The sequence below is a fragment of the Shewanella sp. 10N.286.52.C2 genome, from assembly GCF_002874545.1.
Lineage (GTDB): Bacteria > Pseudomonadota > Gammaproteobacteria > Enterobacterales > Shewanellaceae > Shewanella.
The window spans coordinates 27,201-52,987 of sequence record NZ_MCTV01000024.1; the positions used below are offsets into that span (position 1 = coordinate 27,201).

At 40.9% G+C, this 25,787-nt stretch carries 20 protein-coding genes; 9 read left to right on the forward strand and 11 right to left on the reverse strand.

Translation table 11 applies throughout. The features are described from left to right. Positions 1-40 precede the first annotated feature (40 nt). The 5 genes from sucA to BCU94_RS09225 all read left to right on the forward strand — a co-directional run bounded on the left by sucA (position 41) and on the right by BCU94_RS09225 (position 6,896). The gene (gene sucA, locus BCU94_RS09205) at positions 41-2,863 is read left to right on the forward strand and encodes a 2-oxoglutarate dehydrogenase E1 component (RefSeq protein WP_102476209.1); all 2,823 of its coding nucleotides are present in this window, start codon (positions 41-43) and stop codon (positions 2,861-2,863) included. 27 nt (positions 2,864-2,890) lie between these two features. Further along, positions 2,891-4,081: a 2-oxoglutarate dehydrogenase complex dihydrolipoyllysine-residue succinyltransferase gene (odhB, locus tag BCU94_RS09210; protein ID WP_102476210.1), complete on the forward strand. Its 1,191-nt coding sequence runs from the start codon at positions 2,891-2,893 to the stop codon at positions 4,079-4,081. Positions 4,082-4,160: 79 nt separating this feature from the next. Next, the gene (gene sucC / locus BCU94_RS09215; protein WP_076537457.1) at positions 4,161-5,327 is read left to right on the forward strand and encodes an ADP-forming succinate--CoA ligase subunit beta; all 1,167 of its coding nucleotides are present in this window, start codon (positions 4,161-4,163) and stop codon (positions 5,325-5,327) included. Further along, positions 5,327-6,199, forward strand: coding sequence for a succinate--CoA ligase subunit alpha (gene sucD / locus BCU94_RS09220; protein ID WP_102438301.1), 873 nt, complete (start codon positions 5,327-5,329; stop codon positions 6,197-6,199). The genes sucC and sucD overlap by 1 nt, the downstream gene beginning before the upstream one ends. Positions 6,200-6,395: 196 nt before the next feature. Continuing rightward, positions 6,396-6,896, forward strand: coding sequence for a GNAT family N-acetyltransferase (locus BCU94_RS09225; protein ID WP_198590874.1), 501 nt, complete (start codon positions 6,396-6,398; stop codon positions 6,894-6,896). 85 nt (positions 6,897-6,981) lie between these two features. On the opposite strand, the gene fur is transcribed toward BCU94_RS09225, so the two are convergent. Next, the gene (fur, locus tag BCU94_RS09230) at positions 6,982-7,413 is read right to left on the reverse strand and encodes a ferric iron uptake transcriptional regulator (RefSeq protein ID WP_076537462.1); all 432 of its coding nucleotides are present in this window, start codon (positions 7,411-7,413) and stop codon (positions 6,982-6,984) included. Between the two features lie 290 nt (positions 7,414-7,703). On the opposite strand from fur, the gene cobB reads away from it, so the two are divergent. Together cobB and BCU94_RS09240 are read left to right on the forward strand one after the other, a co-directional pair. Next, the gene (gene cobB, locus BCU94_RS09235) at positions 7,704-8,450 is read left to right on the forward strand and encodes a Sir2 family NAD+-dependent deacetylase (RefSeq protein WP_102476212.1); all 747 of its coding nucleotides are present in this window, start codon (positions 7,704-7,706) and stop codon (positions 8,448-8,450) included. A gap of 23 nt (positions 8,451-8,473) precedes the next feature. Then, a complete protein-coding gene (locus BCU94_RS09240) occupies positions 8,474-8,902 on the forward strand; it encodes an AAA family ATPase (RefSeq protein ID WP_102438341.1) in 429 nt (142 codons plus the stop codon). A gap of 59 nt (positions 8,903-8,961) precedes the next feature. Here the strand turns inward: BCU94_RS09240 and BCU94_RS09245 are convergent, their stop codons facing one another. The 6 genes from BCU94_RS09245 to ggt form a co-directional block, all read right to left on the reverse strand. Then, positions 8,962-11,040, reverse strand: coding sequence for a bifunctional 2',3'-cyclic-nucleotide 2'-phosphodiesterase/3'-nucleotidase (locus tag BCU94_RS09245; RefSeq protein WP_102476213.1), 2,079 nt, complete (start codon positions 11,038-11,040; stop codon positions 8,962-8,964). Between the two features lie 397 nt (positions 11,041-11,437). Beyond that, a complete protein-coding gene (locus BCU94_RS09250) occupies positions 11,438-13,630 on the reverse strand; it encodes a M3 family metallopeptidase (protein WP_102476214.1) in 2,193 nt (730 codons plus the stop codon). 274 nt (positions 13,631-13,904) lie between these two features. Continuing rightward, positions 13,905-14,297 carry a phosphate ABC transporter substrate-binding protein gene (locus BCU94_RS09255; RefSeq protein ID WP_102476215.1) on the reverse strand — a complete coding sequence of 131 codons (393 nt, stop codon included), beginning with the start codon at positions 14,295-14,297 and terminating at the stop codon, positions 13,905-13,907. Positions 14,298-14,311: 14 nt separating this feature from the next. Then, positions 14,312-15,511: a hypothetical protein gene (locus tag BCU94_RS09260; protein ID WP_102476216.1), complete on the reverse strand. Its 1,200-nt coding sequence runs from the start codon at positions 15,509-15,511 to the stop codon at positions 14,312-14,314. A gap of 68 nt (positions 15,512-15,579) precedes the next feature. Then, positions 15,580-17,196 (reverse strand): methyl-accepting chemotaxis protein, encoded by a 1,617-nt coding sequence (locus BCU94_RS09265; RefSeq protein WP_102476217.1) that lies wholly within the window; start codon positions 17,194-17,196, stop codon positions 15,580-15,582. Positions 17,197-17,950: 754 nt separating this feature from the next. Continuing rightward, entirely contained in the window at positions 17,951-19,705 is a 1,755-nt protein-coding gene (gene ggt, locus BCU94_RS09270; RefSeq protein ID WP_102476218.1) for a gamma-glutamyltransferase, read from the reverse strand. An 89-nt stretch (positions 19,706-19,794) separates the two neighbouring features. Here ggt and BCU94_RS09275 point away from each other — a divergent pair, with 89 nt between their 5' ends. Beyond that, on the forward strand, positions 19,795-20,979 hold the full coding sequence (locus tag BCU94_RS09275) for a GNAT family N-acetyltransferase (RefSeq protein WP_102476219.1): 1,185 nt from the start codon (positions 19,795-19,797) through the stop codon (positions 20,977-20,979). Between the two features lie 82 nt (positions 20,980-21,061). On the opposite strand, the gene BCU94_RS09280 is transcribed toward BCU94_RS09275, so the two are convergent. From BCU94_RS09280 to sbcB, 4 genes are all read right to left on the reverse strand, one after another. Further along, positions 21,062-21,373, reverse strand: coding sequence for a putative quinol monooxygenase (locus BCU94_RS09280; protein WP_241904050.1), 312 nt, complete (start codon positions 21,371-21,373; stop codon positions 21,062-21,064). 46 nt (positions 21,374-21,419) lie between these two features. Further along, positions 21,420-22,043: a LysE family translocator gene (locus BCU94_RS09285; RefSeq protein WP_102476221.1), complete on the reverse strand. Its 624-nt coding sequence runs from the start codon at positions 22,041-22,043 to the stop codon at positions 21,420-21,422. Between the two features lie 224 nt (positions 22,044-22,267). Further along, positions 22,268-23,158 carry a cytidine deaminase gene (gene cdd / locus BCU94_RS09290; protein WP_102476222.1) on the reverse strand — a complete coding sequence of 297 codons (891 nt, stop codon included), beginning with the start codon at positions 23,156-23,158 and terminating at the stop codon, positions 22,268-22,270. 42 nt (positions 23,159-23,200) lie between these two features. Beyond that, entirely contained in the window at positions 23,201-24,613 is a 1,413-nt protein-coding gene (gene sbcB / locus BCU94_RS09295) for an exodeoxyribonuclease I (RefSeq protein WP_102476223.1), read from the reverse strand. Between the two features lie 283 nt (positions 24,614-24,896). On the opposite strand from sbcB, the gene BCU94_RS09300 reads away from it, so the two are divergent. After that, a complete protein-coding gene (locus BCU94_RS09300; RefSeq protein WP_102476224.1) occupies positions 24,897-25,736 on the forward strand; it encodes a hypothetical protein in 840 nt (279 codons plus the stop codon). The last annotated feature ends 51 nt before the right edge of the window (positions 25,737-25,787 follow it).

Consider the following 25,787-nt stretch of genomic DNA (forward strand, 5'->3'; position numbering starts at 1 on the left):
AATTGGCGAAGCACGTGTATCAAGTTTGGAAGGAAAAGTAATGCACCAAGGCATCATGAAAGCTTGGCTCGAATCGTCACATTTAAGTGGCTCAAATTCGACCTACGTAGAAGAGATGTATGAAGCCTATCAAGAAGATCCAAGTTCAGTTACCGCTGATTGGCAAGTCGTTTTTGATAATCTCCCTGCGGTAAATGGTACTTCTCAAGATCTACCTGAAACTGCACACTCTAAAGTACGTGATTATTTCCGCAGTTTAGCATTAGAAGGTCGTGCCAAAGGCGCTAGCCGTGTTACTGACCCAGAGTTAGATGCTAAACAAGTAAAAGTCCTCCAGTTAATTAACGCTCACCGTTTTCGTGGTCACCAAAATGCTAACCTTGATCCGTTAGGTTTATGGCACCGTGAGCCAGTATCTGAATTAGACCCAGCATTTCATGGTTTAGATGCCGAAGATATGCAACGTGAGTTCAATACCGGTTCATTTGCATACGGTAGTGACACCCTTAAATTAGCCGACATAGTTCATGCATTAAAAAGTACCTATTGTGGTTCTATTGGTGCTGAATACATGCATATTACCGATACCGATGAAAAGCGTTGGATTCAGCAACGTCTTGAACCGTCTTTGGGTAAAGCAAATTACGATAACACCACTAAGAAACGCATTCTAGAAGGCCTAAATGCTGCTGAAGGTATGGAAAAATACCTTGGCGCAAAATTTCCAGGCGCAAAACGTTTCTCGCTTGAAGGTGGTGATGCGTTAGTGCCAATGATGCGTGAGATTTTATATCGCGCAGGTGAAGCAGGTACCAAAGAAATTGTCGTCGGTATGGCTCACCGTGGTCGCTTAAACGTCCTTGTTAACGTACTGGGTAAGCGTCCTGCTGAATTATTTGATGAATTTGCCGGTAAGCATGATGAAATCCAAGGTTCTGGTGACGTTAAGTATCACCAAGGCTTTTCATCTGATTTCGAAACGCCAGGCGGAAACGTTCATTTAGCACTGGCCTTTAACCCATCACATTTAGAAATCGTTAACCCTGTGGTTATTGGTTCAGTACGAGCGCGTCAAGACAGACGTGGTTGTAGCGATGGTTTACAAGTTATGCCAATTACCATTCATGGTGACTCGGCAATTACTGGACAAGGTATTGTGCAAGAGACATTTAACATGTCTCAGACCCGTGGTTTTAAAGTTGGCGGTAGTATTCGTATCGTTATTAATAACCAAGTGGGTTTCACTACCTCTAATACTGCCGATGTGCGTTCAACGGAATACTGTACTGATATTGCCAAAATGGTCCAAGCGCCTATTTTCCATGTCAATGCAGATGATCCTGAAGCTGTTGCCTTTATTTCGCAGTTAGCGGTGGATTACCGTAACGAATTTAAGCGTGATGTGGTGATTGATTTAGTGTGTTATCGCCGCCATGGTCATAACGAAGCTGATGAGCCAAGTGCAACGCAGCCGCTAATGTACGCAAAAATTAAGAAGCATCCTACGCCGCGTAAGATTTATGCTGATCGATTAATTCAAGAAGATAGTATCTCTGCTGATGACGTTACTGGCCTTGTCAATAACTACCGTGATGCATTAGATGCAGGTGATTGTGTAGTGAAAGAGTGGCGTCCAATGACGTTACACACTGTTGACTGGTCGCCGTATCTTAATCGTGAGTGGGATGAAAGCTATCAAGGTGCAATGAACTTTGACAAGCTGATTGGTCTTGCGCAAAAGATGGTAGATATTCCTGAAAGCCACAAATTGCAATCACGGGTCGCTAAGATTTATAAAGACCGTGTATCGATGGCAAACGGTGAAAAACCGGTTGATTGGGGCTTTGCTGAAACCTTAGCTTACGCCACCATTTTGGAAGATAAAAAACGCGTTCGTATTACCGGTCAGGATTCTGGTCGTGGTACTTTCTTCCATCGTCATGCAGTTTTACATAATCAAAATGATGGTACGACTTATTTGCCGCTTCGTAATGTCGCTGATGAACAGGGCGAGATTGATATTACTGACTCAGTATTATCAGAAGCCTCGGTACTGGCATTTGAGTACGGTTATGCCACAGCAGAGCCGGGCGGATTAACCATCTGGGAAGCGCAGTTTGGTGACTTTGTTAATTGTGCTCAAGTGGTTATCGATCAGTTCTTATCTTCAGGTGAGCAAAAGTGGGGCCGATTATGTGGTCTAACGATGCTACTTCCCCATGGTTATGAAGGCCAAGGCCCAGAGCATTCATCTGCTCGTCTTGAGCGTTTCTTACAGCTTTGTGCAAACCACAATATGCAAGTGTGTGTTCCTTCTACACCTGCACAGGTTTATCACATGCTACGCCGTCAAGTTGTACGTCCTATGCGTCGTCCACTGGTGGTGATGTCGCCTAAATCATTACTACGTCATCCATTAGCGGTTTCTACACTTGAAGAGCTCGCTGAAGGAAGTTTCCAAAGTGTGATTGGTGAGCTTGATGCATTAGACGCGAGCAAGGTTGATCGCGTTGTCTTCTGTAGTGGTAAGGTGTATTTCGAATTACTCGACAAGCGTCGTAAACAAGAAATTACTAACGTTGCTATTGTCCGTGTGGAGCAGCTTTATCCGTTCCCGCAAGAAGAAATGCAAGCCGCACTTGCTGACTATCAGCACGTTAAAGATTTTGTTTGGTGTCAGGAAGAACCTCAGAACCAAGGTGCTTGGTATTGTAGCCAACATCATTTCTGGGCAGCTATCCCTGCCGGAGCTGAACTAACCTACGCTGGCCGTGAGGCATCTGCTGCACCAGCTTGTGGTTATCCTGCTCTGCATGCACGCCAACAAGAAGCATTAGTTAATAGCGCATTAAAACTGTCGTAATAGAAAATTATAAAAGGAAAGCTTTCCATGAGTATCGAAATTAAGGTACCCGTTCTGCCAGAATCAGTTGCAGATGCAACAATCGCGACATGGCATGTGCAACCTGGCGAACAGGTTTCTCGTGACCAAAATCTAGTTGATATCGAAACTGATAAAGTTGTACTAGAAGTTGTTGCGCCAGAAGATGGTTCTATTAGCGAATTATTATTCCAAGAAGGTGACACTGTTCTTGGTGAGCAAGTGATTGCAAACTTCGTTGCTGGTGCAGTTTCAGGCCAAGAAGTGACTAAAGCAGAAGCAGAAGCTGCATCACCAGTAGCTGAATCTACAGATGAGTCAAATGATACATTAAGCCCATCTGTACGCCGTCTCATTGCTGAGCATAACCTTGATGCAAGCAAAGTAAAAGGCACTGGTGTTGGTGGACGTGTGACTAAAGAAGATGTTGAAGCATTTGTGAAGTCAGCACCTGCGGCTAAACCTGCTGCAGCGCCTGCGCCAATTGCACCACTTGAAGGTCGTACTCAAAAACGTGTTCCTATGACGCGTTTACGTAAGACTATTGCTAATCGTTTATTAGAGGCTAAAAACTCTACGGCAATGCTAACAACGTTTAACGAAGTTAACATGCAGCCAATCATGGATATTCGTAAGCAATACCAAGAAGTATTTGAAAAACGTCATGGTATTCGTTTAGGTTTCATGTCTTTCTACGTAAAAGCTGTGACTGAAGCATTAAAACGTTTCCCTGAAGTTAACGCGTCTATCGACGGTGATGAACTGGTTTATCACAACTACTTTGATGTCAGCATTGCGGTATCAACGCCACGTGGTCTGGTTACCCCAGTATTACGTGATACCGATACCATGAGCCTTGCTGAAATTGAAAAAAATGTGCGTGAATTAGCAATCAAAGGCCGTGATGGCAAGTTATCTGTTGCTGATATGACCGGTGGTAACTTCACCGTGACTAATGGCGGCGTATTTGGCTCGCTAATGTCGACGCCAATTTTAAACCTTCCACAAAGCGCGATTTTAGGCATGCATGCTATTAAAGATCGCCCAATGGCTGTGAATGGTGAGGTTGTTATTCAACCTATGATGTACCTAGCATTATCTTACGACCATCGAATTGTTGATGGCCGTGAGTCGGTTGGTTTCTTGGTCGCTATTAAAGACTTCCTTGAAGATCCAACTCGTCTATTGCTTGACCTCTAAGAGTCAACTAGACAATACCCTCGTAGCTGGCTCGTTAGAGCCAGTAGGATTTTATAAAGAAGTATATGGATAGATCATCATGAATTTGCATGAGTATCAGGCAAAATCCTTATTTGCCGAATATGGTTTACCAGTTTCAGAAGGCTTCGCTTGCGATACAGCCCAAGAAGCGGTAGAAGCTGCTGGTCACATTGGCGGCGATATGTGGGTTGTTAAGTGTCAAGTACACGCTGGCGGCCGTGGTAAAGCAGGTGGCGTTAAAGTCACTGGCGATAAAGAAGAAATCAGAGCATTTGCTGAAAAATGGTTAGGTAAGAACTTAGTGACTTACCAAACTGATGAAAAAGGCCAGCCTGTTGCTAAAATTTTAGTAGAAAGCTGTACTGATATTGCAAATGAACTTTACCTAGGTGCTGTTGTTGACCGTGCGACTCGTCGCGTTGTGTTTATGGCATCAACTGAAGGTGGCGTTGAAATTGAAACTGTGGCTGAAGAAACCCCAGAGTTAATTCACAAAGCAATTATCGATCCTTTAACAGGTCCTCAACCATACCAAGCACGTGATCTTGGCTTTAAGTTAGGTTTAAACCCAACTCAAATGAAGCAGTTCACTAAAGTGTTTATGGGGCTTGCAAAAATGTTCGAAGACCATGATTTCGCTTTATTAGAAATCAACCCGCTTGTGATCACTGACGAAGGTAATATCCATTGTCTTGATGGCAAGATTGGTATCGATGGAAATGCTTTATTCCGTCAACCTAAAATCCGTGACATGCACGATCCATCACAAGATGATGCTCGTGAAGCACACGCAGCCAAGTTTGAACTTAACTACGTTGCATTAGACGGAAACGTGGGTTGTATGGTTAACGGTGCAGGCCTAGCAATGGGTACTATGGACATCGTAAACCTACATGGCGGCAAGCCAGCTAACTTCTTAGACGTTGGCGGCGGAGCCACTAAAGAACGTGTAGCAGAAGCATTTAAAATCATTCTTTCTGACTCAAACGTTAAAGCTGTTTTAGTTAACATCTTTGGTGGCATCGTACGTTGTGACATGATTGCAGAAGGTATTATCGGCGCTGTAAAAGAAGTCGGTGTAGAAGTTCCTGTTGTTGTCCGTCTTGAAGGTACTAACGCTGAATTAGGCCGTGAAGTGCTTGCAGGTTCTGGTCTTGATATTATCGCAGCTGCGTCATTAACTGATGCTGCTGAGAAAGTTGTTGCTGCTGCGGAGGGCAAATAATGTCCGTATTAATTAACAAAGATACTAAAGTTATCTGTCAAGGTTTCACTGGTGGCCAAGGTACTTTCCACTCTGAGCAAGCAATTGCTTACGGTACAAAAATGGTTGGCGGTGTATCTCCAGGAAAAGGTGGTCAAGTTCACCTAGGTCTTCCTGTATTTAATACTGTTAAAGATGCTGTAGCTGAAACGGGTGCAACTGCGACTGTTATCTATGTACCAGCACCTTTTTGTAAAGATGCAATCCTTGAAGCAATCGACGGTGGCATTGAGCTAATCGTATGCATTACTGAAGGTATTCCAACTTTAGACATGCTTCAAGTTAAAGTTAAACTTGAAGAAACTGGCGTGCGTATGATTGGTCCTAACTGTCCAGGTGTTATTACTCCTGGTGAGTGTAAGATTGGTATCATGCCTGGTCACATCCACAAGCCTGGTAAAGTCGGTATTGTTTCACGCTCTGGTACATTAACGTACGAAGCTGTTAAACAAACTACTGACGAAGGTTTTGGCCAATCTACTTGTGTAGGTATTGGTGGTGACCCAATTCCAGGTACTAACTTCATCGACGTATTGGAAATGTTCCAAAACGATCCACAAACTGAAGCAATCGTAATGATTGGTGAAATTGGTGGTACTGCTGAAGAAGAAGCTGCTGAATTCATCAAAGCAAATGTAACTAAGCCTGTTGTATCTTACATTGCTGGTGTTACTGCACCAGAAGGTAAGCGTATGGGTCATGCTGGCGCAATTATCGCTGGTGGTAAAGGTACTGCTGAAGATAAGTTTGCTGCATTAGAAGCTGCTGGCGTAAGCACAGTTCGCTCTTTAGCTGACATCGGTAAAGCACTGCGTACTAAAACTGGCTGGTAAATTCTAGTGAGTTAATTAAAAGGCGCTATTTGGCGCCTTTTTTGTTTTTATGCTTTTTGTCGCTAGGCTTTATCCTGCAATAATTTCTTTAAAAACCATAATTTCATATTTTACAGCGTGTTATTCTGTGTTTAACTGTCTATTAATATTTAAATGATTAAGGATAATCATGAGCAACGTCATAAAACCCACAGCTATTATTACTGAAACCCCAAGGCTTATCTTGCGACCTTTTGTTGAAGATGATGCCGAAGCATTATTTTTAATGAATAGCATTCCAGAAATATTAACTTATATTCCCCAAGAGCCACTCACTAGCATAGCTGAAGCAAAAGAGATTTTTACCTCAATTATTCAAGCTGATTATCAAAAGCATGGTTTTGGTCGTTGGGCGGTGCATCATAAACAAGATAATAAAGTCATTGGCTTTTGTGGGCCGAAATTTCTTCCTGAATATGACAAAGTAGAAATAGGTTATCGCTATTTACCAGAATATTGGGGCAAGGGCATAGGCAATGAGGCAGCGCAAGCGGTAGTTGATACACTAAAGCCACAGTTCGATATTGATTTAGTCATAGCCCTTATTTTACATGGCAATACAGGTTCAGAAGCGATAGCGAAAAAGCTCGGTATGAGCATACATGCAGAAAGCGAATATCTCGGATCGAAAGTACATGTGTATCAAATGGCTTTATAAAGGCATAACTTATGGCGAGTGTAAAAACAAAAAAACCAGCAAGTATGCTGGTTTTTTAATGACTATTTATCAGGCTTGGCGATAATTATTCGTCAGCGTGATCACAGCTGTCATTGGTGCAGTGACCGTATAAATATAAGCTGTGGTGAGTTAGCTTAATATTATGACGCATTGCTATTTCGTCTTGACGACGTTCAATGACCTCATCAGAGAATTCAATTACTTTATCGCAGGTTAAGCAAACAAGATGATCATGATGCTTTTGGGTCGACATTTCAAAAACCGCTTTGCCACTTTCAAAATGGTGACGATTAAGGATACCCGCATCATCAAATTGGTTTAATACGCGATAAACAGTAGCTAAGCCAATTTCCTCACCAATATCGAGTAATTTTTTGTACAGATCTTCTGCACTGATATGTTGGTTTTCAGGGGCTTGCATTAATTCTAGAATTTTAACTCGTGGCAGTGTTATCTTTAAACCTGCTTTCTTGAGTGCTTGATTTCCATCTGTCATCGCTAATCTCTTGATTACAGAACCTTATCGGTTCCTCCGTGGATAATTAAGATCATTATATGTGTTGCAATCAGAAACTGGAACCTTTCAAATGAGTTAATCGTCATATAAGCAGTGATTTTGGTCAATGAGCCATACAATATTGACCAATAGGTTAAAATTCACCTAATAAACTTACTTATACTAAGGGATTATTGAGCATTAACGGCTTTTATATCACTATAATGTTAAATAGGGTTATCAAGCTTTGTACCCAGTAATGATAATTATAATCAAAACAAGGAATTCACATGTATCAGCAGATTGTGGTCTTAACTGGCGCAGGTATTTCCGCTGAATCGGGGATAAAAACATTTCGCGATGAAGACGGTTTGTGGGAGCAACATCATATTGAAGATGTGGCCACCCCTGAAGGTTATGCCCGCGATATCAATTTAGTTGAACGTTTTTATAATAGCCGTTGGGAAAACCTCCATAGCGGTGAGGTTCATCCTAATGCCGCTCATGCAGCATTAGCAAAATTAGAAGCTGAGTTTCCTGGCAAGCTACTGGTTATCACTCAAAATGTAGATGATTTACACGAGCGGGCAGGTTCAAAACGTTTATTACATATGCATGGAGAATTATCCAAAGGACGCTGCCCACAGTCATTGCAAACGTTTGTCCTTAGAGAACCTTTTGGTGAAGACAATTGCTGTACCTGCTGTATTCCTGCCAAACGATTAAGGCCGCATATTGTCTGGTTTGGTGAAATGCCATTTGGTATGGATAGAATTCATGATGCGCTGGATAACTGTGATTTATTTATCGCTATTGGGACTTCTGGGACGGTTTATCCCGCAGCGGGCTTTGTCGACAGCGCTAATCATCATGGTGCACAAACAGTAGAAGTTAATCTGTTAGCGGCAGATCGCCATAGCCAATTTCAATATCATTTTACCGGTAAAGCTGGTGATGTTGTGCCTGCGTTAGTAGAGTCAATTTTAGCCGGTAAAACCCTTGGCAGTGAAGTCGCGACAAAGGAAATGAGTACTTGAGTAGGGATAAAGTTGCGATAATCATGCGCGGTTTACCGGGTAGTGGTAAATCAACTTGGGTTAATGAATTCATTGAACAGTTAGGTGTAGATAACGCCATACACATACGGCAATATGGTTACTTCTCTACTGACAGTTATTTTGTTCGTAATGGCGAATACCGCTTTAATCCAAAAAAACTCGCCCAGTATCACCAGGCTAATTTAAGCGCATTTATTAATGCGATGGCTCATAACGAGCCTTACGTTATTTGTGACAATACCAATGTATGCCGTTGGGAATATATGGCTTATGAAGCCGCAGCGAAGGCCTTGGGTTATCAAGTAAGAGTAGTGGTGACTGGTGAGCCTAACAGTGTTGAACATCAAAAATTATGCGCAAAACGTAATCAACATAAGGTGCCATTGGCACAAATTGCTAAAATGGGATTAATGTTTGAACTTGATGATTAGACTTGTTTTAAGATTAACTAAAAAGGCGCCGCGGCGCCTTTTTTGATGTTAAAGGTTGATTATTTAGCTTTAACAGCGGATTGCAGGTCAATATTATAAATCGCAAAACCAAATTCATCTGTGATATCAGTGCGCTTTCTCATAGGTCTCACTTGATAGCCGCTGATAAATTTATCAGCAAGTTCACTGTTTTGGGTTTCAAAGCGAATATCTAACTTTGTTGCCGAATTAATGGTCACGAAATCCCAGTTATTATCAGCACTTGGATCAACTAAACCATTGGCTTCAGTTTCATCAGTGATGTACTGAGCTAGGGCTTCACGGTTTGTGTCTGGTAGTTCCATTACCACGAATTCAGAACCCGTTCCGGCGAATTTACCACCAAATGCGCGATAATTATTGGTTGCGATTATAAATTCTTTGGCATTAAATTCAGCACCACTGATAACAGTGTCGCCGTGAGTGTAACTTAGCCCGACTATTCGGTTAGCATCGGCATTAACTAATGCACAATCGCCATTAAATTTATTTGGTTGAGTTACATCAATGTTGTAGCTGACACCATCTATGACATCAAAGTTATAGGTGCGGTGGGTATTCCAGTTAATCAGGTATTGAGGCTCAGTAGAGTTAACATCAATTTGATTAAATTGATTTGCACTGCATTCCAACCAATCTTTAATTTGAGCGCCACTTAACTTAACAGCAACCAAGGTGTTAGGGTAAAGATATAAATCTGCCGCATTTTTATAGGTTAGCTCACCACTTGGGACTTGCACATAAGACTCGGCATCTGCTGCAGTGCTATGGCGGCCACCTGCTTTAAATGGCGCAGCAGCGGACAATACCGGAATATCTTTTAAAGCCTCCGTTAAGTTAGCTTTCACTTTAGCAATTTGTGCATCTGACACAATTTGCACTGTGGGATCATCTTGTACTAAGGTCAAAAAGCTAAACATATCAGCCGATGCTTTACCTATGGGCTGATCGACATAATCCAATGTAGCTTGATGCTCTTTAGCTACAGCATCACTTATGGTTTTATCAGCAGTCACCAGCTCAGGGTTAGTCGCTTTTTTATCAAAAATAGGCAAGGCTTTGGCCATGCTGTCAACAATTGTCCAGCTGCCATCTTGTAATGCTAACTTAAAATCGATAACGCCGAGGTTATCGCCCCAACGTCCAGGCATAACCGCCGCAACGCCATTTATGGTGCCTTTGTTTATATCGGCATTTTTAAGGTCTGAAAAGGTGCTTGAAGGGAATATTGAATGACTATGACCAAAGGTAATCGCATCAATACCCGCTACTTTTGATAATGCCCAAGTGGCATTTTCATCATTAATGTCGATGGGGTTTTCAGGGCTGCCGACCCCAGAGTGGGGAATAGCGACGATAATGTCAGCGCCTTGAGCTTTCATCATAGGCACAAACTTTTCAGCCGCTTCTATAACTCCCATTACGGTGACTTTACCCGTAAGGTTTTGTTTGTCCCATAAAAGAATTTGTGGTGGTACAAAGCCAATATAGCCGATGTTAATTATGTGTTTATCGCCATTGGTGTCGACGACGTTTTTTTCTTCAATGATATAAGGGGTAAATAGGTTATCGCCTTTGACTTTGTTATCCCAACAGTCGGCTTCACATAATACGTTGGCGTTAATATAAGGGAAATTGGCTCCAGAGATAGACTGGTGTAAAAAATCTAAACCGTAGTTAAATTCATGATTACCAATATTTCCTACTGAATAACCCAGGGTATTCATTGCTTTATAAGCTGGGTGAGTATCACTGTTAGCGCTTTTTTGTTTAAAATTATTGGCAACATAGTCACCCATAGGGCTGCCTTGAAGCAAATCACCATTATCAACTAAGACAAAATTATCAGCACTTTGACCTTGTTGTTTTATCAAACTTGCAGTGCGGGCTAAGCCTATGGTCGGATCATATTTTGTTTTGTAATAATCAAAATCCATGATGTTTGCATGAAGATCCGATGTTTCTAGAATACGTAAATTGACGGTGAGGGGCTGAACATCATCAGACTTAACTTCTGTCGCCTGATCATGCAATGAATCACAAGCGCTGACGCCTAGTACGCCAACTATAATAGTGACTATTAGCTTTTGGTTTACCATTATTTTTCTCTCTTATTTTGACCCTGAGCTTGATTTTTGTGCTCTATTATTTTTGTTAACTCATCGGGTTTGATTTGTGAGTTAATTGCAGTGGATTATACAGAAACTATATTGCAAAGTTATGATTTGATTGGTGATAAGTTAACTAAAATGGTTATAGAAGCAGTTTGTTGAATATTTTTTGATTGTTATCGGCTTAGTGTTTGATTAAATGGGCTGTAAATTGATCGTGCAGCGCTATAATGACGATAAAGTATTTCTTTATCAGCATAAAAAACACCGCTTAGCTGCGGTGCTTTGGATGAGAACGATGAGCTTTTTCAGATAGCCTGATGTTAACACATCAGGCTTTGTTCTTTGCAGGCAGTGGATTGTCTACAGATTTACTCTGATAAAGTTACTCTGCTGCGTTATCTTCTAATAAGCCGCGGCTTCTTAACAGTGGCTCGATCCCAGCATCTTTACCACGGAACTGACGGTAAAGCTGCATTGGGTCGGCGCTGCCACCTTGAGACAAGATATTGTCTCTAAAAGCTTGGGCTGTTGCTGGGTCAAAAATACCATTTTCTTTAAATGCTTCAAAAGCATCGGCGCCTAAAATATCAGACCAAAGATAGCTGTAATAACCTGCAGAATAACCACCGGCAAAAATATGCGAGAAGTAACTGCTGCGATATCGTGGGGCAATTTCTTTAATTAAGCCCATATTGGCAAGTGATTCAGCTTCAAATTCGGCGGCATCTCTTAGTTTGGTGTCCGTTAATGTATGCCAGTCTAAATCAAGCTTAGTGGCTGCCATATATTCAACGGTAGCAAACCCTTGGTTGAATTTACTGGCAGCTTGAATTTTCTTAACAAGTTCAGTGGGGATCACTTCGCCGGTTTTATAATGTTTTGCAAACTGCGCTAACACTTCAGGTTGCGTCATCCAGTTTTCCATCACTTGTGAAGGGAACTCGACATAATCTCGCGGTACTGAAGTACCTGATTGAGAAGCATATTCAACCTTTGATAGCATTCCATGTAGCGCATGTCCAAACTCGTGGAATAGGGTGCTAGCTTCATCAAATGTTAGCAGTGAAGGCTCATTGCCAGTTGGGCGAGGGTAGTTAAGTACATTGACAATAATAGGCTTTGATTCAACGCCATTCATATTGTATTGCGAGCGGTAGGCATTCATCCATGCGCCGCCTCGCTTAGTATCACGTACGTAATAGTCACCCATGAAAATAGCCATTAATGAACCATCTTTGTCATAGACTTCCCAGGTTCTGACATCTGGGTGGTACTTAGGTAAGTCGGTGCGCTCTTTCATTGTGATGCCGAATAAGCGATTAGCGGTATAAAATACCCCTTCTAATGTTGATTCTAGCGAAAAGTAAGGCCGAGTTTGTTGTTCATTAAAGTCGTATTTTGCAACGCGGATTTGATCTGAGTAATACCACCAGTCCCAAGCTTGTAGGCTAAAGTCACCGCCTTGTGAGTCAATAACGGCTTGCATATCAGCAACTTCAGCATTAGCTTGTGCGAGCGCTGCAGGCCATACTTTATCTAGTAAGGCGTAAACATTTTCTGGGCTTTTAGCTGTGCGTTCTTCTAATACAAAATGAGCATGAGTTTTATAGCCCATTAAGTTAGCTTTTTGTGCGCGAAGTGCCGCAATTTTCGCTAAACCTGCTTTGTTATCATTGGCATTATTATTATTGGCACGCTCAATATAACCTTTGAAAAGCGCTTCTCTTAAATCGCGATTTTCAGAATAGGTTAAAAATGGTGTAATTGAAGGACGCTGCGTGGTAAACACCCACTTGCCTTCATGGCCACGTTTTGTAGCTGTTGCTGCCGCAGTGTCGATTACGTCTTGAGGAAGCCCGGCTAAATCAGCTTTGTTATCGATAACTAACTCAAAGGCATTGGTTTCAGCCAGTAAGTTGTCACCAAACTCTAAGTTTAGTTTACCAATCTGTTCATTAAGGGCACGCAAAGTGCTCTTGTCTTCAGCTGATAGGTTTGCTCCGCCGCGAGTAAAGCGTTTGTAAGTATCTTCTAGAAGCTTAGTTTGTGCAGTATTAAGTTGATAGGTTTCAGCTTGGTCGTAAACAGTTTTAACGCGCTGAAATAATTTATCATTTAAATAAATATCATCACTAGCTGATGACAGCATAGGTGACACTTGTTTTGAAATCGTTTGTATATCTGGGTTAGTGTGAGCACCGGTCAAATTATAGAAAACGCCCGATACTTTAGTGAGCAGCGCACCAGAAAACTCCATCGCTTCAATGGTGTTAGCGAAAGTCGCAGCATCAGAATTATTGGCAATGGCATTGATTTCTGCTTTGCGCTCAGCAATACCCGCTTCAAATGCCGGTAAGAAATGCTCATTTTTGATGTTATCGAAATCTGGGATTTCCATAAAGGTATCATAGGGTTTAAAAAATGGATTACTCACGTCTTGGCTGGTGCTAGCCGTAGCAACCGCATTGGGTGCTTGAGACGTTTGGACGCTTTCAACGTTATTATCTGAACATGCACTTAGCGCTAAAGTTAACGCGATGGCAGAAAAAACTGGTGTGAGGGTTAGTCCCTTCATAATTATTTCCCTGTTTGCTTTGAAATGGTTGTCTAAATAACCCTATGCCGATGTATAAACCGTTAAAGAGTTACAAATCATCATTGTTATTTGTTTATGATTTGCGGCTAGATTAACAAATTTCGATCATACTTTCGTTTACCTTTGTATTACTTTTGTAACAAAAGAATACAAAAAAGGACCTAACGAGAGTTAAGTCCTTTATTTATTACTAACTAGTGATATGTAAACAAGGCTTATAATCTATGTTTAAGTCACACTATTTCGAGCAATGTTATGGTTTTAGAATTACTTTCACGCTGCCATCAACATCGGCTTCGTCAATATAACCGATAGCATTAGCATCTGCTGCTATTGCAGCTTTCATGCCTGATGCGTCACCAATGGTTGCTGGTGGTGTGCCTTTACCAGTAAATACCTGCTTTGACCAAAAAGCTTTAAGCTGAGCATCAGACTTACCCGTTACTGCGCTATGAAATTCAGAGCGGATAGGGTTGCCTTCTTCAAGTTCATAAACGACAAATGAAGAACCTTTGCCTAAAAAGGCTTTTTTAGCATCGGATTTGCTGATATCAGCAGCGGCTGGATTACCGATCACTACTACGGCAGCATTAACAGAAAACACACAGCTCACACTGAGCGCTAAAATAGATAATAATTTTTTCATTTCATCACTCCTAATTAAAATACTGCGTCAAATTGAACGGTATACACGGTAGTATCATCAAATTCTTTTGCTATGTTAGTCTCTAATCCACCAGATGTTTCGCCAAAATCATTAGAGTATGTGACGTCGAATTTTATGGCTAAATTATCAAGTGCATCCCAACGTAGGCCTGCACTGTATGACTTTCTTTGGCCATTAAAAATAGCGGCTTGAATTGCTGAAGCCTCATCAATAATAGTTCTGCTATCGTTATCTTTAGTTTCGAAGAAAGAAGCTGTTACATAAGGTGTGAAGTCATTGATACGGTAACCCAAGGTTAAGTAACCTGAATCAGAATCAGGATAAGCGCCATCCACTTCGATGCGTGTTAACTCTGTAATGGCTAAGAAAGATCCATTATCGTAACTAGCGCCAACGCCCGCGAAAGTGCCTTTTTCTCGATCTATTTCTAGTAGCGTAACAGTGACATCGATCTCGGTATTTGGCATTAGTTCTTGTGTAATTTGACGCTTAACATCACCGTCTAAAATTGCTTCACCGTATAAGCCTCGTAGAGTCCAAGTTTCATCAGTCCAAGTAACATTGACACCTAAAATATTTTTCATGTCAACGCCAGCAGCTTCAGATTGTCCACCAAAAGCTTGAATGGTCATTGTTGAATCATCAAATTCAACATCGTAGCTAACATCTCCACCTGTATAGGAGGTAAATGGCACTGGGTCGTATACATCTGATGGTGGACGTACAAATGGCTGGGCATAACCAACATCAAGATAATCTGAGTACATATACAGTGGTATACGTAATTTACCTGCACGAGCCTGGATATTATTTTCAAAGCGATGAGAGATATAAGCCCATTCAGCTTCTACATCCCAATCATTTTCGCCTCTCATCATCAACTGCATAACAGCTTGAGTCTGATCTGTAATTGCAAACGTACCTTGTAAACCAAATTTGCTGCCTTCATTGAAGTTAGCTGAAGTGGTTGCTCCGGCATAACCTGCGTTGTTATCGGAAGTGATGAAAGCGCCCGTCATAAATCCGTTGAATTTGAAGCGTTCGGTCAAATTGGCAGTTTGATTTGCTTGTAATGATTTAACTTGTTGTTCAAGTTTGGCTAATTTTTCATCGGTAGCGTCATTGGCCACTGCAAGTGCTGGTAGCATTGCGACTGAAATTGCTAAAGGTAGCGCTTTCAAATTAAAACTCATAGTGTTACTCCTGGTTATTATTCTTAAGGCAGAAATAGTGTGATTTTCTACCTTTATATTTCTAATTATTAGACTTTAAATTGACCTGTAATGGATTGAAGCTGTTGGCTAACCCCTTCAATATCATGACTAATCCCGCCCATTTCATCCGTGGTAATTTTTACTTTAGCGGCATTGGTTTCAATATCTGCGACATATTGTTGAATGAGTTCTGAAGTGTTGTGTTGCTCTTCAGTGGCCGCGGCAATTTGGTCATTAACTATGGATATAGCACTGACTTTATTAGTGATATTGATTAATGCATCTCCTGCTAGTGAAGTGGTTTTTACGCCTTCTTCTGCGGTTTCTATTCCACGCTGCATTGCATCAACCGCTTGTGTTGAAGTAGAGCGAAGCTCTTGCAATACTTGTTGAATTTCTTGTGTTGAGGCTTGAGTGCGTGAAGCAAGCGTTCTAACTTCATCTGCGACAACGGCAAAGCCTCGGCCTTGTTCGCCGGCTCTTGCTGCTTCAATCGCCGCATTTAGTGCCAGTAAATTAGTTTGATCTGCAATCCCGCGGATAGTATCCAAGATGTCATTCACATTACTGGTAAAGGCTTCAAGTTGATTGACCACAACGGAGGTTGTTCTGACTTCTTCAGAGAGCTGGTTAATGGTAGTAATGGCTTTACTGACCACTTGTTGACCTTGTAAAGCTTCTTCATTGGCATTATCAGCTTCCGATGCAGCATTGGCGGCATATTCGGCAATGTGGGCCACGCTAACGAACATTTCTCTCATCGCATGGGATATTTGTTCGACAGATTGATTTTGCTCATTGACTGTTTGTTCACTATTTTTACAGCTATTGAGTAATGTTTGTGAAGCGAGCCCTAAACTGTCAGTAGTTTGCTTGGTATCAGCAATGCTGAGCTGTAATTTTGAAACAAATTGGTTAAACCAATGGACTAAATCTGCAATTTCATCTTTACCTTGGTAATCAACTCTTGAGCGTAAATCACCTTCACCTTCAGAAATATTACGCAGTGACTGAGTAACACTTTCAAGGGTAACAATGATTGAGCGGTTAACTAATAAACCAACCACAATCAGAAACATCGATGCAATGATACCGATAGCAAGCATTGAACTGGCTGCTGTATCTGAACTGGCCAGCGTAGTATCAATGCTTGATTCAAACTGCTGAGAAAAAGTTAAGTGTTTCTGACTAAATTTTTCAACAAGTTGCTCATAGCGTTTGGCATTGGCTGCCGCTTGTATGGTGATTTTATTAAAATCAACATCACTTTTTAAAAACTCAGCGACCAAAAGTTGTGCATTATCAAAATACAGTGATAAATCATTTTGCATATTATTAGCGTCAAATGACTCAGCAGGCAGTAAGCTTTTAATTGCGTCTAAGTTGCTGATAACTTGTTTGACCATATTGGCGGCAGTCTCTAAGCTTTCTTCTTCGCCAGTGGTTACCGCTGTTTGTATATTTTGTTCCAATTGAAGTAACAGGCCTTCGTTAATAGTGGCTAAATTTAACGCAGGATATAGTTGAGACTGAAGATCATTTAACCGTTGCGCATTTTGTTGCACGCTTTGATTGTTAATTAATATCGAGATAATAAATGAAAATATTGCGACAATGGTTAATAACGCGATCCGATGCTTTATTTTTAAGCTATTTAATTTCATTTCGAATAATCCTACTTATCTAGCTAAAGGTGAGTCATTAAAGTTTCGGTTATATAATGATTGGCTGTTGTAAAATAGCTGATATTAAAAATGAAACTTTTACTTTTTGTTATCTTTGATTGCAAATCGCTATTGCTTGTGTGCGATAACTTCATTTTCTCAAGTTGTAAAACGTTTTTAGTATTTAAAATTAATGCCTTTCATATTGACTTATTGCCACCTTAAAGCTGTGGCATCCATCATTTGCTTAAAATTACCTATAACGGATATTGAACTATAAATAAAAATTGTTACCTTGTGGTTATTATAGTTGCTACGATGTTTAAGTCTGTTCTTGTTGTTACAATATCGGCAGTAATGTTTAAATACTTAAGTTTTATTTAATGTTTTTTTGAGTTGTTAAAATATTGATATAAAATCTGCTGCGAAGAAGTGGAATTTAATTAGTTTTCGTTGCTGGGTTAACTTATTATTAACATTGCGTTTGGGTTTTAAGTTGATAATACAATCTTGCGTATAAATAGAGCTGTAATTGCATAAGTTTGAACATCATCATTAGTAGAAAGTTAGGAGGATTGCTGGGATATATGAAAAATAGCGGCAGGCTTAATCTACAAAGCTTGAGTGATTTTATTGTTTATAGCGGTGTTTAAATAATAAGCACAATGAATGTTAGCGCTACAAAGGCGCATTAACTATTTATGTTGTAGCTGATTGTCCATAAATAGTTAATGCAGATGTTTGAGGTTTATTTTTAGTGCCCTAGGGTTTCTGAACCTGCTCGTCGTGGATCAGATGCGCCAAACAACCCCTTGTCGGTTATCACTATGGATTGAGTGCTGCCCATTGCGCTACTGGTTTTAACTTGATGGCCTTTGGCTTCCAGTAAAGTCACCGTATCGTTATTTAAACTGGTTTCAACACCAATGTAATCAGGCAGCCATTGATGGTGAATTCGCGCTGCGGCAGTGGCTTCTGCAATATTGAGTTTATGGTCAATGACATTCATGATTACTTGCAATGTGGTGGTGATAATTCGTGAACCACCAGGGCTGCCTGTCACCAAAAATGGTTTACCGTCTTTCATCACAATCGTTGGACTCATTGAGCTTAGTGGCCTTTTATGAGCATCAATTGCATTGGCTTCACCGCCGATTAAGCCATAGGCATTGGGAATACCGGGTTTTGCGGAAAAGTCATCCATTTCATTGTTAAGTAAAATGCCGGTACCTGCAGCAACCAGCCCAGAACCATAACTGAAGTTTAGGGTATAGGTATTTGATACAGCATTGCCCCATTTATCGACCACAGAGTAATGAGTGGTTTGATTACTTTCGTAAACGGATAAATCACCAGGCTTAATTTCGGCACTAGGCGTGGCTTTGTTATAGGCAATTTGTTTAGCGATTGAATCAGCATACTTTTGACTAGTGAGTTTATCTGTCGGCACGTTATGAAAATCAGGATCGCCCAAATACTCACTTCTGTCAGCATAGGCATGCTTCATGGTTTCCGTCATTAAATGCAGTGTTTGTGCAGTATTGTGACCCAACTCTTCAATAGGATAGTGCTCGAGTACATTAAGCATTTCAATGATATGAATACCACCAGAAGAAGGGGGTGGCATGGATACCACTTTATAGCCGCGGTATTCGCCTGTTACAGGTGTTCTTTCAATGACTTGATAGTTTTTCAAATCATTCATGCTCATTATTCCGCCAGCAGCTTGAATCGCAGCCACAATTTTCTCAGCGGTTTCGCCTTGATAAAAGCCTTTACTGCCATGCTTAGCAATTAATGATAATGAATGAGCTAAATCTTTTTGCACTAAGGTGTCGTTAACGGCAAAACTGTCGCCATTACTTTTATAAAATATTTTGGCAGAACTTGGCCATTGTGAAATACGGCGTTTTAATCCATCAAGTGAATCTGCTAAGTCTGAATTAATTAAAATGCCTTTTTGCGCAAGTTCAATAGCAGGTTTAACGACTTCGCTCATACTCATGGTGCCATACTTGTTTAGCGCAAGTTCAAACCCCATCACAGTGCCTGGCACGCCAACCGCTAAACCATGTTCACGGCTAAGTTTTTTTACTACATCACCTTGTTCATTTAAAAATATATCTTTGTGGGCTTTTGCTGGCGCGGTTTCGCGGTAGTCGATAGCAATGGTTTTATCTTCTTTTTCAAGATGAACTAACATAAAGCCGCCACCGCCAATATTACCGGCTCTAGGTAAGGTGACCGCTAATGCAAACCCTACCGCGACAGCAGCATCAACAGCATTACCACCTTGTTTGAGAATATCGACACCAATGCGGGTTGCAAGTGATTCTTGGCTGGCAACCATGCCATGTTTGGCCCAAATTGGTTGTGAAGTATCAGAACGGCTATAAATCGATTGTTCATTTGCAGCATGCAGTTGTAGGGAAGTAAAAGATGATATGCTCAACGTCAGCGCAATACTTGTTGATATGACGATCGGTTTTAGTTTTGAAAAGAAACTCATTTTCAATCCTTTATAATTTTAATCATGTGTTGCAATGTGCCATAACTATGATCTAATACACAATATGTAACTGTGCTTTTTAAGGGAATATGTCTATCACACACACTATTGACTTGAATATTGGCTTTTATGATTCGGTGTCTGTTATTACTAAAGCTGAGTGGCAACGTATTTTTTCAGATAAAAACCCCTTTACTTCATTTGATTACCTTAATGCATTAGAGCAAAGCCAATGTGTTTCAGAGCAATCGGGCTGGTTGCCCAAACATATTGTGGTAAAGCAAGCAGGTGTTATTGTTGCTATTGCGCCTTGTTACGAAAAATCTCACTCTTGGGGAGAGTACGTGTTTGATTGGGCGTGGGCTGAGGCTTATGAGCGTAATGACTTAAGCTATTACCCAAAGTTAGTGCTAGCGGTGCCATTTACACCAGTAAGTGGTGAGCGTATTGGGTTTGATTGCTGTCAATCAAGTTTAAACAAAGCCGAGATCATCGCTGCAGTGAGTGAATTTCTAAATCAGACACTTGGGCAAGGGTATTACTCTTCTTGGCATTGTTTGTTTTTACCCAAGGCTGATTATTTGAATTTAGCTCAAGATAATATTTCAAGGCTAGGCACTCAGTTTCATTGGCATAATCATAGCTATCAGCACTTTGATGATTTTTTGCTGCAATTAGTGTCACGTAAACGCAAAAATATCATTAAAGAGCGCAAGGCTTTAGCTAGGCACAATTTGGATTTTGAGTTTATTGATGGCGATAAAGCCAGCGCTGCGCAATGGCAAGGCTTTATTGCTTGTTATCAACAAACCTATTTAAAACGCTCAGGTCATGGCGGTTATTTATCTGCTGAGTTTTTTTATCAAATCGCTAAGACTATGGGCGCAAGTATTAAGTTGCTGTTAGTGACAAAAGCGTCAGATGCAACAACGCACCAGCCGGCACAATTAATCGCTTCTGCATTATACTTTGCCACTGATACGCATTTATATGGCCGCTACTGGGGCTGCTTACAATTTATTGACGGCTTACACTTTGAAACCTGTTATTACCAAGGTATAGAGTACGCCATAGCGAACGGGCTTATGGTGTTTGATGCTGGGGCGCAAGGTGAGCACAAAGTGGCCAGAGGTTTTGTCCCCATTGAAACTTATTCTAATCATAACCTTGCTCATCAAGGCTTTAGCAATGCTATCGAAGATTATTGCCTGCAGGAGCAACGGCACATAAAGCAATACATGCAGCAGTTAGCTGAAAGTTCGCCTTATAAATAGCTTTTGGCTAGCTTTGACAAACTAAGCCAAATGGTGTGCTTTTTATCAACAGATATTGAATGACTGCTTTGCAAGCCGCTATTTAATCCTTGATGAGGCTATTGAATTGATAGTGACGGCTGACATTTTTACTCACAAGGGCCCAGTTAGAATGACTTGTTCTTTGCTGGTGGTGATCAAAAGCTTGTTGGTTTTTAAAGGTTTCAGAGACGTAAAACTTAACAGGGTTGCTTGCATCTTGTGTGACTGAAAATGATAAGCAGCCAGGTTCTTGTTTTGTGAGTTGGCTATGCACCTTAAGTGCTTCAATCACCGCTTTTAATTCAGCTTCAGGGACTAGTATATAGCCTGTTAAGGTGACTTTATTCATGCTATTACTTATAGCATTGCTCATGTCATTACTCATGTTCGTAGGTCTTGTACTTATCTGTTTTATAAGATTATCCCAAGGCCAACCATAAGCCAACACCGACCATTAAACTGCCCGCTATGCGATTCATTAATTTAATATTATCCCCACGAGATAGAAAAAGTCTCAAGCTCTTTCCGCCACTGGCGTAAGCTAACATCGAAGCTGATTCTGTGAGCATGATAATCGACAATAACCAGAAAAGTTGCGTTCCAACAGCTTGGTCTACATTAATAAAAGGGGGCAGCAGTGAAATCATAAAAGCCCAGCCCTTAGGGTTGGCAATAGCGGTTATAAAACCTTGTGACATTAATGCGGAATTACTGATGCTAGTATCTGTTTGCTGGCCTTCGATAATGGCCATTTTTCCTTTTGAACGGCACATATTAATGCCAATATAAGCAAGATAAGCGCCGCCCAACCATTTTAAGACTGCAAATATATCAGGGTAGTTTAGCATCACGCTAGCCACGCCCATCACCGCCGCAATAGCCACCAATGCCACGCCAATAAGCTCACCTAGCATCATCCAAAGGGTGCGTTTAACGCCAATGCTCATACCTAAGGTCATTGCCAGTGTCATACACATACCGGGAGTGATCGATACAAAAAAGAATGTGGGAATAAATACAGCTAATACGGTTAAATCTGGCATGAAGGTTCTAATGTCATTAAAGAAACAAGCGAGTAAGGAAGAGCAGAGTGTAAGGCTTTAAGATGTGAGTGTAAATGTGGCTGTGTTTTAATTTATTGCTATTTGAATACAACCCATAGCAAAGGTGCCGATGGATTGTATTCAATGCTATTTTTAAAATTGAGTGGCTTAAATATAGTGGTTTAAATTTAGTCACTTAGATTTAGTCACTTAGATTTAATAAGTTAACTTGGGTCAACCACGATATGTTCAAGTTCTATGGCGCACACCGCTTGCAAGGTATCCATAGTCGCATTGACTAAGCTTATCTTGCCCTTTGATGACTCAATGAGCACAACGCGGTTGATATCACTGTATTCACGGTTATGGCGAATTAAATTAGATAGCGCCATTTGCATTGGCATCATAGATGGGTTGAATGCCGCATTTTCAGCATAACGTCCACAATAGGTTTTGCCGTCTTTGGTTTCTAGTACCACTGCAGCATAATTATTGGTATAAGGCGCATAGCTTAGGCCTGCTTGATCTATGGCTTCAATTATCATGGGATCATCAGAGCTTAAACTAAACTCAATGTTACTTTTTGATAATAAAGGTTTTGTCACCTGCAAATCAGCAGGGCCAAAGGCATAGGGTAAATAATGACTAAGTAACTGTGATTGCTGACCTGGCAAGTGAATTTTAATACCAATGCCGTCGACCAATTCATTGATAAACTGACGACAATGACCGCAAGGGGTAAAGTTGACAACAATATCAATAATTTTTTGCTCGCCATTGAGCCATGCATGGCTTATCGCGCTTTGCTCGGCATGGACGGTATGAAATAGAGCTTCAGAAGCTAATTCAAAATTGGCTCCCATATAGATATCACCACTTTCACCCTTGGCGATTGCGCCGACATAAAATTCACTAATACTTGGCTTGGCGAGGGCGGCAGCAATTGGCAACAAGCTCAGTAGTAATTGCTCTTCATCTATTTGCGATGCTGTGACGAGCTGAGCTAATTGGCTTGCATCAATATGGCCACAAAAATCGTCATTAAGTAATGGTATTAATGCGCTTGCCAGTGGCTTGGGTAGTTGGGTGATGCTATCAATAAAGCGATTTTGCATGACCAATTCCTTTATAAAATGATTAATGACTAAAAGCTTGCGTTATAAGGCTTGTAAATACATGCACAGTGCTTTTAGTAATTTCTGCTTATGTTCATTGTCGCTGGTTTCTTCCAACAAGTTTTCGAGATTAATCACATAATCGGCATCTGATAAACGTTGTTGGCAAAACTCCCGCCATCTTAATGACTCATCGTGGCTTAATGTTTCTGGGTAATTACGGCCACGATAGCGAAATAGCATCTGCTCAATGCGGGGATCGTCAAATTCTAGATTAAGCGCGGCTAAGTTTTCGGCTTTGGTATTGCGGATCATTTCCATTTTGGCTTTATCGGCGCGGCTAAAAAAACCGCCGCTATAAAGCATTAAATCAGGATCTGTCGCTGCAGGGTGATTATTCGCCTCGAATACCGCCTGCATTTTTTCTCGTAGCTCAGGGTGCTGTTTGAACAGTTTGTATTGCTGACGGGCAAAGTCCATATCAAATTGGTGCCTTGCTGCCACTTCTTCAGTGAGTAACTTAGGCGTACCAATAAATGGACATTTATTGACGTGGATTTGCTTTAACGGGATCGGTAATTCATCTGGGGCTAAATCGGCACGTGAGGTATACATGCGCTCGACGATATCTTCTACCGATAAGTCGATCAGTGGGCTAATATCCATTGCCAAATTAATACAAATCATGGCGTTTTTATTGGATGGATGCGGCGCAACAGGCGCGATTAAAGTGACACATCCTTTAGCTGCACTGATTTTAGAACTCACATGTACCAAAGGCTGCATAAAGTCGCCTTGGATTAATTCGGCAACTTTATTTTTATTACGAAGGTTAAAGTAATAATCATATAACTTAGGTTGTTTCTCTTTGATGAGTTTTGCAATGGCAATGGTGGCGTAAACATCACTCATGGCATCATGGGCTTGTTCATGACTTAAGCCATTAGCTTGGGTTAACTGTTCTAATTTAAAGCTTGGCGAGCCATCTTCTTTTAATGGCCAGTTGATGCCTTCTGGTCTAAAGGCATAACAGGCTCTGACTAAATCAATGATATCCCAGCGAGTGTTGCCGTTTTGCCATTCACGGGCATAAGGGTCAATGAAATTACGGTAAAAACCATAACGGCTAACTTCATCATCAAATCTTAGTGAGTTGTAGCCAACGACACAGGTATTGGGCTGGCTGAAAATGGTATTAATGCGCCCCATAAACTCTGATTCAACCATGCCTTTTAAATTGGCTAATTGCGGCGTGATCCCTGTAACAAGTATTGCTTCAGGTTTAGGAAGATAATCAGTTGCTTGCTTACAATAAAAGTTTTCAGGCTCACCAATGATGTTTAAATCATAATCAGTACGGATGCCTGCAAACTGAGAAGGGCGATCTTTTGCTGGGCTTACCCCGAAGGTTTCGTAATCGTGCCAGAAGAGAGTAGGTTGTAAAGCGCATGCCATAATTAACTATTGTCCTATAACTCATGTTTTGCCATCTTAGCACTGTTAATTACGAATGTTTACCTGTGGTAACTTGTTTGGCTGGATTTTAACTCTAGCATCGAGCATTTTTGCTGGTTTAAGGGACGTTTGAGCAAATTATTAAACCTTGTTGATGGTATAAAAACCGCTTTGTCATTAAAGCTGAATTATATAAAAAGCACTTAATTTTATAGGCTTAAGTATTAATTGGTGACGCAAATCATTTTGCTGGTTACAATTTAAAAAAATCAGAGGTAAGTACATGTATAACCATTTATTAAGTCAGCCCGTTAAATATGAAGTGGATCAGCATCAGACTTTACATCTTAGCCTACCTGATGAAGTAAGTGATTTTGCGATATTACCGGCATTGAGCCAGCCTATTGCTGAGGTCATAGTAAAAGAGCTGAAGTTTAATAATGCGAATGTGCTGCAAGGTGCGACTATCATTTTAACTTGTCAGCCACTTTTTAAGGTGTCTGTTCAAGAGCAAGTCAATACGATTGTAGATAATGATCACAATCTCATTAGCCAGCTAAAACGTGGCGTAGGCCAAGGCTTTCGTTTGTATACTCGCTCAGGTGTCGCACCGAAAAAATCCGCGACCATGTTAAGGCAGGGAACCACATTAGTCTTTTCATTTGCTGAAGGTCTACAAATTAAGGTAAAAGGGCAGCTTGGTGATGCCATTAAACTTGAAGATGATTTTAGACTTAATCAAGAACCTAAAGCATTAATGCATGCAAGGGCGATATTAGCCCGCAGCTTTAACTATGAAGACGCGCCGGCAACCATTGCGATAAATATGAGTGAGATCGAACAAGTGCGAGCTGAAATAACCGCTTATTTGTCATCAGAGCATAATAAGGTTAACGCAGTGATTGCCGCTCAGCTGATAAAGTTAGATAATCTACTCAGTCATAAACACCGCTGGTTACTCAGAACTTATAGTCAATCGCAGCAGCGCACTAATTTTGCTACTGCAGCCAATGAGTTATCAAAAAATGTTGAAGATCTTCAGCGTAAACTTGAATGCTTTAGCTTGCTTGCTCCGGCGGATGTTAGCCAAATGGTTGATAAATTAACTGAAGAACATGAGTAGTTATTTGCTACAGCGGATCAATCGACACTATTTGTAAGTAACTGCATTGTA

Excerpts from the sequence above, each read along its gene's own strand:
- BCU94_RS09275 (WP_102476219.1), top strand. The coding sequence starts at position 19,795 with ATGTCTATCACACACACTATTGACTTGAATATTGGCTTTTATGATTCG.
- sucD (WP_102438301.1), top strand. The coding sequence starts at position 5,327 with ATGTCCGTATTAATTAACAAAGATACTAAAGTTATCTGTCAAGGTTTC.
- ggt (WP_102476218.1), bottom strand. The coding sequence starts at position 19,705 with ATGAGTTTCTTTTCAAAACTAAAACCGATCGTCATATCAACAAGTATT.
- BCU94_RS09260 (WP_102476216.1), bottom strand. The coding sequence starts at position 15,511 with ATGAGTTTTAATTTGAAAGCGCTACCTTTAGCAATTTCAGTCGCAATG.
- cdd (WP_102476222.1), bottom strand. The coding sequence starts at position 23,158 with ATGCAAAATCGCTTTATTGATAGCATCACCCAACTACCCAAGCCACTG.
- BCU94_RS09255 (WP_102476215.1), bottom strand. The coding sequence starts at position 14,297 with ATGAAAAAATTATTATCTATTTTAGCGCTCAGTGTGAGCTGTGTGTTT.
- cobB (WP_102476212.1), top strand. The coding sequence starts at position 7,704 with ATGTATCAGCAGATTGTGGTCTTAACTGGCGCAGGTATTTCCGCTGAA.
- sucA (WP_102476209.1), top strand. The coding sequence starts at position 41 with ATGCACCAAGGCATCATGAAAGCTTGGCTCGAATCGTCACATTTAAGT.
- fur (WP_076537462.1), bottom strand. The coding sequence starts at position 7,413 with ATGACAGATGGAAATCAAGCACTCAAGAAAGCAGGTTTAAAGATAACA.
- BCU94_RS09285 (WP_102476221.1), bottom strand. The coding sequence starts at position 22,043 with ATGCCAGATTTAACCGTATTAGCTGTATTTATTCCCACATTCTTTTTT.
- odhB (WP_102476210.1), top strand. The coding sequence starts at position 2,891 with ATGAGTATCGAAATTAAGGTACCCGTTCTGCCAGAATCAGTTGCAGAT.
- sbcB (WP_102476223.1), bottom strand. The coding sequence starts at position 24,613 with ATGGCATGCGCTTTACAACCTACTCTCTTCTGGCACGATTACGAAACC.
- BCU94_RS09250 (WP_102476214.1), bottom strand. The coding sequence starts at position 13,630 with ATGAAGGGACTAACCCTCACACCAGTTTTTTCTGCCATCGCGTTAACT.
- BCU94_RS09280 (WP_241904050.1), bottom strand. The coding sequence starts at position 21,373 with ATGAGCAATGCTATAAGTAATAGCATGAATAAAGTCACCTTAACAGGC.
- sucC (WP_076537457.1), top strand. The coding sequence starts at position 4,161 with ATGAATTTGCATGAGTATCAGGCAAAATCCTTATTTGCCGAATATGGT.
- BCU94_RS09300 (WP_102476224.1), top strand. The coding sequence starts at position 24,897 with ATGTATAACCATTTATTAAGTCAGCCCGTTAAATATGAAGTGGATCAG.
- BCU94_RS09265 (WP_102476217.1), bottom strand. The coding sequence starts at position 17,196 with ATGAAATTAAATAGCTTAAAAATAAAGCATCGGATCGCGTTATTAACC.
- BCU94_RS09240 (WP_102438341.1), top strand. The coding sequence starts at position 8,474 with ATGCGCGGTTTACCGGGTAGTGGTAAATCAACTTGGGTTAATGAATTC.
- BCU94_RS09245 (WP_102476213.1), bottom strand. The coding sequence starts at position 11,040 with ATGGTAAACCAAAAGCTAATAGTCACTATTATAGTTGGCGTACTAGGC.